4 protein-coding genes and 2 rRNA genes are annotated in these 6081 nt (G+C 56.2%); 1 reads left to right on the forward strand and 5 read right to left on the reverse strand.

From position 1 onward, the window contains the following. Positions 1-42: 42 nt before the first annotated feature. The 4 genes from HTT03_RS06140 to rrf form a co-directional block, all read right to left on the reverse strand. The gene (locus HTT03_RS06140; protein WP_174858951.1) at positions 43-1077 is read right to left on the reverse strand and encodes a phosphotransferase family protein; all 1035 of its coding nucleotides are present in this window, start codon (positions 1075-1077) and stop codon (positions 43-45) included. Then, positions 1074-2066, reverse strand: coding sequence for an NAD(P)H-dependent flavin oxidoreductase (locus tag HTT03_RS06145; RefSeq protein ID WP_174858952.1), 993 nt, complete (start codon positions 2064-2066; stop codon positions 1074-1076). The genes HTT03_RS06140 and HTT03_RS06145 overlap by 4 nt, the downstream gene beginning before the upstream one ends. A gap of 30 nt (positions 2067-2096) precedes the next feature. Next, positions 2097-2918, reverse strand: a complete 822-nt coding sequence (locus tag HTT03_RS06150; protein WP_174858953.1) for an SDR family oxidoreductase — start codon at positions 2916-2918, stop codon at positions 2097-2099. Positions 2919-3119: 201 nt separating this feature from the next. Beyond that, positions 3120-3234 (reverse strand): 5S ribosomal RNA (gene rrf / locus HTT03_RS06155). On the opposite strand from rrf, the gene HTT03_RS06160 reads away from it, so the two are divergent. Beyond that, entirely contained in the window at positions 3223-3363 is a 141-nt protein-coding gene (locus HTT03_RS06160; RefSeq protein ID WP_174858001.1) for a hypothetical protein, read from the forward strand. The genes rrf and HTT03_RS06160 overlap by 12 nt on opposite strands. A gap of 50 nt (positions 3364-3413) precedes the next feature. Here HTT03_RS06160 and HTT03_RS06165 read toward each other — a convergent pair. Next, positions 3414-6081: ribosomal RNA gene (locus tag HTT03_RS06165) — 23S ribosomal RNA — on the reverse strand; the annotation flags it as partial.

Here is a 6081-nt window from a genome sequence, read left to right on the forward strand (position 1 = left end):
CAGCTTTTGTGGCGAACCACAAGTCAGAACAAAGACGGGGACTTAGCGCCCGCTGTCCAACGCTTCCAACCCATGGCGGGCGAACACCGGCACATATTGGCCCAACCGTCTGCCATGCTCAGGGTTCGACGCATTGCCGTCCAGCGCGCGCTTCAGCACACCTTGAATGATCGCCGCCATGCGGAAGAAACAGAAGGCGAGGTAGTAGCCGAAGTTGTCGATCCCACTCAGCCCGCGCCTTTCGCAATAGGCCGCGATAAACGCCGCGTCACTGGGCAGACCCTGTGCTGCCCGGTCGACCCCGGCAAGCCCCCGGCCCTCCGCCCCGACGGGCATCTGCCATTGCATGATCACGGCAGCAAGGTCGGCAAAGGGATGGCCGATGGTGGACAACTCCCAATCCAGCACGGCACGGCACTGGGTGCCGGTTGCATCAAAGATCATATTGTCGATCCGGTAGTCGCCATGCACCAGGGTCCGCTGTCCGTCATCAGCTGGCACATTATCGGCCAAACGCTTTATCAGCTGGTCCATATCAGGCTGCGTCTCAGTCTCTGACGCGCGGTATTGTTTTGACCAGCGGCCCACCTGCCGTTCAAAGTAATTGCCCGGCGGGCCATAATCCGCGAGCCCCACAGCTTCAATATCTACATCATGAAGCGCAGCCAGAACGCGGTTCATCTCATCCATGACCGCAGCACGATCGGCTGGGGCCAGCTCTGGCAAGGTCGGATCGCCAAAGTTGCGGCCCGGCACATGGTCCATGACATAGAACATTGAGCCGATGACACTTTCGTCTTCGCAGAGCAGATGCATCTTGGCGACTGGCACCTCACTGCCAGCCAACGCCTTTTGCACGCGAAACTCCCGATCCACCGCATGGGCGGATTTCAACAGCACGCCGGGCGGCTTGCGCCGCAGCACATAGTTATGTGCGGGCGTCGCAAGCAAAAATGTCGGATTGGACTGGCCGGCTTGGAATTTCGTCACTTCTAAGGGGCCTGCATACCCCGGCAAATTGTCCTCAAGCCAGCGGTTGACCGCTGCGACGTCGATGTTTTGGGTGTCAGAAGTCATCCCGAAAACTCCGCCGCCAGCCGCCTGCCCGCTGCCTTGTACTCCGCTTCGATCCGCGCCACCAAGTCAGCGACCGTAGCGATCTCTTTTACCGCACCGATGCCCTGCCCCGCGCCCCAGATTTCCTTCCACGCTTTGGGTTTTGATGTGCCGGACCCAAAGTTCATCGATGTCGCATCCGCCGACGGAAGGTTATCCGGGTCTAACCCCGCCGCCGTGATCGAAGGCCGCAAATAATTGCCAGACACCCCGGTAAAGAGCGAGGAAGTCACAATATCGTCCGCCCCCCCCTGCACGATCATGTCTTTGTAAGCGGCCTGCGCATTCGCCTCCTGCGTGGCGATGAAGGCAGAGCCCATATAGCCCAGATCAGCCCCCATGGCCCGCGCCGCCAAAAGCCCCTCGCCCGTCGCCAAAGCGCCCGAGAGCAGCAGCGGCCCGTCAAACCATTCGCGTATCTCGCGGATGAGCGCGAAGGGAGACTGCGGCCCCGCATGCCCCCCTGCGCCCGCAGCAACTGCAATTAACCCATCCGCGCCCTTCTCAATCGCCTTGCGCGCGAAACGGTTGTTGATCACATCATGCAGCGCAATGCCCCCACAGGAATGTGCCGCTTCATTAACCTCAACCCGCGCGCCAAGAGAAGTGATCCAAATCGGCACCCGATGTTTGACACAGATTTCCAGATCGCGATCAAGCCGCCCGTTGGAACGGTGAACAATCTGGTTCACCGCGAAAGGGACTGCCGGCTGATCTGGGTTCGCCTGATTGTAGCGGTCCAATTCTTCGGTGATTTGGCGCAACCATTTATCGAGCAGTGGCGGCTCTCCCTCGGCCTCCCGCGCGTTCAGCGCCGGAAAGGAGCCAATGATCCCCGCCTTACATTGCGCGATGACCAACTCTGGCCCGGATAGGATAAACATCGGTGATGCGACAAGCGGCAGACGCAGACCTTGCAGCGCCTTGGGCAAATAACTGTCATCCCGCATGGGCAGCCTCACATCCTTTGCATTTTTCAATCACGATAATGCCCTTTCAAAAATATTTGGTCCCGACATCACATTGATGCCCCCACTCACGGGGATCACTGCACCGGTCACATATGCCCCGCCTTTCCCGCATAGGAACAGCATAGAGCCCGCGATGTCCTCATCCCGCCCCACGCGCCCGAGTGGCACATCACGCCCCACGGCGGCGCGGGTCTCTTCGTCTTGTGTCGCAAAGGCGGTCATGCGCGACACAAAGGGTCCGGGGGCAAGGGCATTGACGGTAATCGCGTCGCGCGCGAGCTCTTTGGCGAGGATTTTACTCAAATGAATAACGGCCGCCTTTGACGCCGCATAGCTATAAGCGCCATCGCCCATTTCCCGCTCTCCCATGACCGATCCCACATTCACCACCCGTGCCGGATCATCTGCTGTGGCACCCGCCCGCAACAGCGGCAACAGCTTCTGGGTCAAATCAAAAAGACCAGCGACATTGACGCCCATCACCTTGTCCCATGCTTTGAACGGAAACGCCCCAAGCGGCGCTCCCCAAGTGACGCCAGCATTGTTCATCAAGATATGCAATTGATCGCTGCGCGCCTGCACCTCGGCCACCAAGGCATCGACTCCGGCTTCGCTGCTCACGTCCCCCGCGAACCCTTCTGCGCGACCCTTGGCCCCAAGCGCGTTCAACTCTTCGGCCACTGCCACACAAGCTTCTCCCGTCCGACTGGCGAGCAGCACCCGTGCCCCAGCCCGCACCAAGGCTTCCGCCGCCATACGCCCGATGCCGGTGGCCCCGCCGGTGATGAGGGCAGTTTTGCCTTCAAGTCCAAATAGCGTATCGATGTCCATGATCAGCCTCCCCGCCCCGCATGTCTTTGCAGCACTTTGACAGGCAGAGGGATGAGGTCAAGCAACCGGCGCAAAGCGCCTATTGTGACCGGGCGTCATTAAGATACGCCTCCCGAACGCAAAACCGCCACAGCTTTGTGCTGCGGCGGTTTTGTGTGTTTTGTCTCGTATTGAGAGATACTGTTATCAGGAACTTATTAGGTTTGGCGATGACCTACTCTCCCACGTCTTAAGACGCAGTACCATCGGCGCTACGGCACTTAACGGCTGGGTTCGGGATGGGACCAGGTGTTTTGCTCGCGCTATGATCACCAAACCAAATAAATTCCTGCAGCGCTTTGCTCTGCAGCAGCGGCGGCGGGAAGCGGGGTATCCGAAGGATGCCCGTTCCCGCTCCGTCTTCATGGAGCGCAAAGCGTTGTTTGTCCAAGTCATGTACGACTGATTGTATGTGTATGCTTTTGACCAGCTTAAGCAGTCTTGCTTCTACTGGATCAAATCAAGCCTATCGAGCAATTAGTACCAGTCAACTGAACGTATTACTACGCTTACATCTCTGGCCTATCGACGAGGTGGTCTACCTCGGCTCTCAGGGATACCTTGTTTTGAGGGGGGCTTCCCGCTTAGATGCCTTCAGCGGTTATCCTGTCCGATCATAGCTACCCAGCACTGCTATTGGCATAACAACTGGTCCACCAGTGGATCGTTCACCCCGGTCCTCTCGTACTAGGGGCAACTCCTCTCAAGTATCCTACACCCACGGAAGATAGGGACCGAACTGTCTCACGACGTTCTAAACCCAGCTCACGTACCTCTTTAAACGGCGAACAGCCGTACCCTTGGGACCTGCTCCAGCCCCAGGATGAGATGAGCCGACATCGAGGTGCCAAACACTGCCGTCGATATGGACTCTTGGGCAGTATCAGCCTGTTATCCCCGGCGTACCTTTTATCCGTTGAGCGATGGCCCTCCCACTTGGGACCACCGGATCACTATGGCCGTCTTTCGACTCTGCTCGACTTGTCAGTCTCGCAGTCAGGCTGGCTTCTGCCATTGCACTCAACGAGCGATTTCCGACCGCTCTGAGCCAACCTTCGCGCGCCTCCGTTACGATTTAGGAGGCGACCGCCCCAGTCAAACTACCCGCCACACAGGGTCCCGGAACCGGATAACGGTCCGCGGTTAGACATCAAGCAGAACAAGGGTGGTATCTCAAGGGAGGCTCCACCGAGACTGGCGTCTCGGTTTCAAAGCCCACCACCTATCCTGCACATGTTCGGCCTAATGCCAGTGTGAAGCTGTAGTAAAGGTGCACGGGGTCTTTCCGTCTAACCGCGGGTAACCGGCATCTTGACCGGTAATTCAATTTCGCTGAGTCTATGTTGGAGACAGCGGGGAAGTCGTTACGCCATTCGTGCAGGTCGGAACTTACCCGACAAGGAATTTCGCTACCTTAGGACCGTTATAGTTACGGCCGCCGTTTACCTGGGCTTCAATTCAGAGCTCTCACCCCTCCTTTTAACCTTCAGGCACCGGGCAGGCGTCAGACCCTATACGTCGTCTTACGACTTCGCAGAGCCCTGTGTTTTTAATAAACAGTCGCCACCCCCTGGTTTGTGCCCCCAGCCCCTAGTTGCCTAGGAACCGGGCCTCCTTCTCGCGAACTTACGGAGGTATTTTGCCGAGTTCCTTCAACATAGTTCTCTCAAGCGCCTTGGTATTCTCTACCTGTCCACCTGTGTCGGTTTAGGGTACGATCTAGCGATGGAGCTATTTCCAGGGACCTCTAAGCAGCCCATTCAATCCGATAAGGATGAACTACCTTTGAGATCCGTCACTTCCATCTGGCCCAGGAATATTAACCTGGTTCCCATCGACTACGCCTTTCGGCCTCGCCTTAGGGGTCGGCTTACCCTGCTCAGATTAGCTTTAAGCAGGAACCCTTGGACTTTCGGCGAGAGTGTCTCTCACACTCTTTGTCGCTACTCATGTCATCATTCTCACTAGTGATCTCTCCACCGGATCGCTCACGCGCCGGCTTCACAGAAAGCTCCGCGTGTCCAATACGTCCCGAAGGACGATAAGGACACATGGAACTATGTCACACTACGCTCTGCTACCATGCAATAAATGCATCCTAAGCTTCGGCTCATGGCTTGAGCCCCGTTACATCTTCGCCGCAAGACAACTTATTTAGACCAGTGAGCTGTTACGCTATCTTTAAAGGATGGCTGCTTCTAAGCCAACCTCCTGGTTGTTTTGGTCGTCTCACCTGCTTTCCCACTTAGCCATGAATTAGGGGCCTTAGCTGTAGGTTAGGGTTGTTTCCCTCTCCACGACGGACGTTAGCATTCGCCGTGTGTCTGCCGACTAGTACTCCTCGGTATTCGGAGTTTGGTTAGGATCAGTAAGCCTGTGGGGCCCCATTACCCATCCAGTGCTCTACCCCCGAGGGTATTCGGTCGACGCTCTACCTAAATAGATTTCGCAGAGAACCAGCTATCTCCGAGTTTGATTGGCCTTTCACCCCTAGGCACAGCTCATCCCGATCTTTTTCAACAGATGTGGGTTCGGTCCTCCAATAAGTGTTACCTTATCTTCAACCTGGCCATGCCTAGATCACTCGGTTTCGGGTCTGATCCCACGAACTCGACGCCCTATTAAGACTCGCTTTCGCTGCGCCTACACCTAACGGCTTAAGCTTGCTCGTGAGACCAAGTCGATGACCCATTATACAAAAGGTACGCTGTCACATCGCAAGGATGCTCCAACTGATTGTAGGCGTTCGGTTTCAGGTACTGTTTCACTCCCCTCGTCGGGGTGCTTTTCACCTTTCCCTCACGGTACTGGTTCACTATCGGTCAGTAAGGAGTACTTAGCCTTCGAAGGTGGTCCTCCGATCTTCAGACAGGATTTCACGTGTCCCGCCCTACTTAATACGTCCAATCATGCTTCTTATACGGGACTATCACCCACTTTGGTTGCGCATTCCAACGCATTCTAATCACACTCATGGCTCGGCTGGTCCCCGTTCGCTCGCCGCTACTAGGGGAGTATCATATTGATTTCCTTTCCTCCGGGTACTTAGATGTTTCAGTTCCCCGGGTTTGCCTTTTTAAGCCTATATATTCAGCCTAAAAATACCTGTTTTACCTCATTATTA

The sequence above is a fragment of the Sulfitobacter maritimus genome (genome assembly GCF_013346665.1).
Classification (GTDB): Bacteria; Pseudomonadota; Alphaproteobacteria; order Rhodobacterales; family Rhodobacteraceae; genus Sulfitobacter; species Sulfitobacter maritimus.

Excerpts from the sequence above, each read along its gene's own strand:
- HTT03_RS06140 (WP_174858951.1), bottom strand. The coding sequence starts at position 1,077 with ATGACTTCTGACACCCAAAACATCGACGTCGCAGCGGTCAACCGCTGG.
- HTT03_RS06160 (WP_174858001.1), top strand. The coding sequence starts at position 3,223 with ATGATCACCAAACCAAATAAATTCCTGCAGCGCTTTGCTCTGCAGCAG.
- HTT03_RS06145 (WP_174858952.1), bottom strand. The coding sequence starts at position 2,066 with ATGCGGGATGACAGTTATTTGCCCAAGGCGCTGCAAGGTCTGCGTCTG.
- HTT03_RS06150 (WP_174858953.1), bottom strand. The coding sequence starts at position 2,918 with ATGGACATCGATACGCTATTTGGACTTGAAGGCAAAACTGCCCTCATC.